The sequence below is a fragment of the Agathobaculum faecis genome, from assembly GCF_014287995.1.
Classification (GTDB): Bacteria; Bacillota; Clostridia; order Oscillospirales; family Butyricicoccaceae; genus Agathobaculum; species Agathobaculum ammoniilyticum.
On sequence record NZ_JACOPL010000051.1, the window covers coordinates 1 to 1,959 of the forward strand.

At 60.3% G+C, this 1,959-nt stretch carries 2 protein-coding genes; both read right to left on the reverse strand.

Annotated elements, in window-relative coordinates; all coding sequences use genetic code 11:
* Positions 1-3 precede the first annotated feature (3 nt).
* Positions 4-1,113, reverse strand: coding sequence for an acryloyl-CoA reductase electron transfer subunit beta (gene acrA / locus H8S45_RS15670; protein WP_054328584.1), 1,110 nt, complete (start codon positions 1,111-1,113; stop codon positions 4-6).
* Positions 1,114-1,134: 21 nt separating this feature from the next.
* Complete coding sequence (acrB, locus tag H8S45_RS15675; protein WP_054328585.1) at positions 1,135-1,935, reverse strand: acryloyl-CoA reductase electron transfer subunit gamma; 801 nt, start codon at positions 1,933-1,935, stop codon at positions 1,135-1,137.
* Positions 1,936-1,959 lie beyond the last annotated feature (24 nt).

The following is a 1,959-nucleotide window of genomic DNA, read 5'->3' on the forward strand; positions in this document are numbered from 1 at the left end:
TTTTTACTTAGCAGCTTTAGCAGCCTTGATAGCGTCGATCATCATGGGAACGACCTTGAACAGGTCGCCGCAGATGCCGTAGTCGGCAACGTCAAAGATCGGCGCGCCATCAGCCTTGTTCACCGCGATAATGCACTCGGAATCCTGCATGCCGGCCTTGTGCTGGATCGCTCCCGAAATGCCCAGCGCAATGTACAGCTTCGGATGTACCGTCTTGCCCGTCTGGCCTACCTGGTGGTCCGCCGTCAGCCAGCCCGAGTCGATCGCCGCACGGCTGCCGCCTACTACGCCGCCAAACTCCGACGCCAGCTCTTCCGCCAGCTTGATGCCCGTCTCTACATCCTTCGAGATGCCGCGGCCTACCGATACCACTACCTCTGCACCCGTCAGGTCTACCAGCTCCTTGGCTTCCTTTACGACCTCAAGCACCTTGGTCTCGATGTCCGCTTCGCTCAGGCTGATGCTCAGCTTCTCTACCACTACCGCATTCGCCTTCGCTTCGTCGTACTCGCTCTTCTTCAGCACGCCCGGGCGAACCGTCGCCATCTGCGGACGGAAACGCGGGCAGATGATCGTCGCCATCAGGTGTCCGCCGAACGCGGGACGCGTCATCTTCAGGTTGCGGTCAGAGCGGTCCAGCGCGTCGATCTGCGCCTCCGGCAGCGTCGACGCTTCCTTCAGGAACGCCGCGTACTTCTCCACATCTACGTCCAGATGCGTGCAGTCTGCGGTCAGGCCCGTGTGCAGACGCGCAGCGCAGCGCGGACCCAGGTCTCGGCCGATGTTCGTCGCCGCGATCAGCATGATCTCCGGCTTCTTCTCCATTACCGTGTCGCAGATTACTTTCGCGTATGCGTCCGTCGTGTAGGTCTCCAGCAGCGGCGAATCCGCGATGTATACCTTGTCCGCTCCGTATGCGCCAAGCTCCTTGGCCATTCCGTCTACGTCCTTGCCCAGCAGCAGGCCGCACAGCTCTACGCCCATGTCGTCCGCCAGTTTGCGCCCCTCGCTCATCAGCTCAAGCACCGTCGGCTGCAGCTTGCCCTGGCGCTGCTCACAGAATACCCAAACCCCGCTGAAATCGGCCAGATTGGTGTTGTTAAATTCAGCCATTGTTCATTATTCCCCTTTCCTTCAGATGATGTGCTTCTTCAGAAGCTCCGCCGCGAGGGTCTCGCACGTCGCCTTGTCCGCGCCCTCAAGCATCTTGCCCTTGCCCTTCTGCGGCGGCGTAAACGACTTGAAGATGTTCGTCGGCGACCCCTTCAGACCGATCGTGGTGGGATCGATCAGCGGATCATCCTTCAGGGTGTTGTAATCATATACCGCCACCGGCTTGGCGTAGCAGTCCATGATCCCGCTCAGCGACATATAGCGCGGTGCGTTCAGCTCCTTGATGCACGTCAGCAGGCACGGCGTCTTCGCCTGGATGGTCATGTACCCGTCCTCCAGCATGCGCTTGACGGTTACCGTGTTGCCTTCCTTCTTGATGTCCGCCGCGTACGAAATCTGGGGTACGCCCAGCTTCTCCGCGATCTGCGAGCCTACCTGCGCCGTATCGCCGTCGATCGCCTGCCGTCCGCAGAATACGATATCGTCGTCCTCTAGGCCCACCTTCTTCACTGCCGCCGCGAGGATCTGCGAGGTCGCGAAGGTGTCCGATCCGCCGAACTCACGGGCCGATACCAGCACCGCCTCGTCCGCGCCGCGCGCCAGCAGCTCACGCAGCATGCCTTCCGCCGGCGGGGGACCCATCGTGATTACAACTACCTTGCAGCCCGTCTCATCCTTCAGCTTCAGCGCCGCTTCTACCGCGTTCAGGTCGTCCGGATTCGTGATCGTTTCCATCGACGCTCGGTTCAGCGTCCCGTCCGGATTCACCGCTACCTTGCCGGAGGTATCCGGAACCTGCTTTACACATACGATTGCTTTCATAGTTCTGTTCTCCTCCTTTTCTTA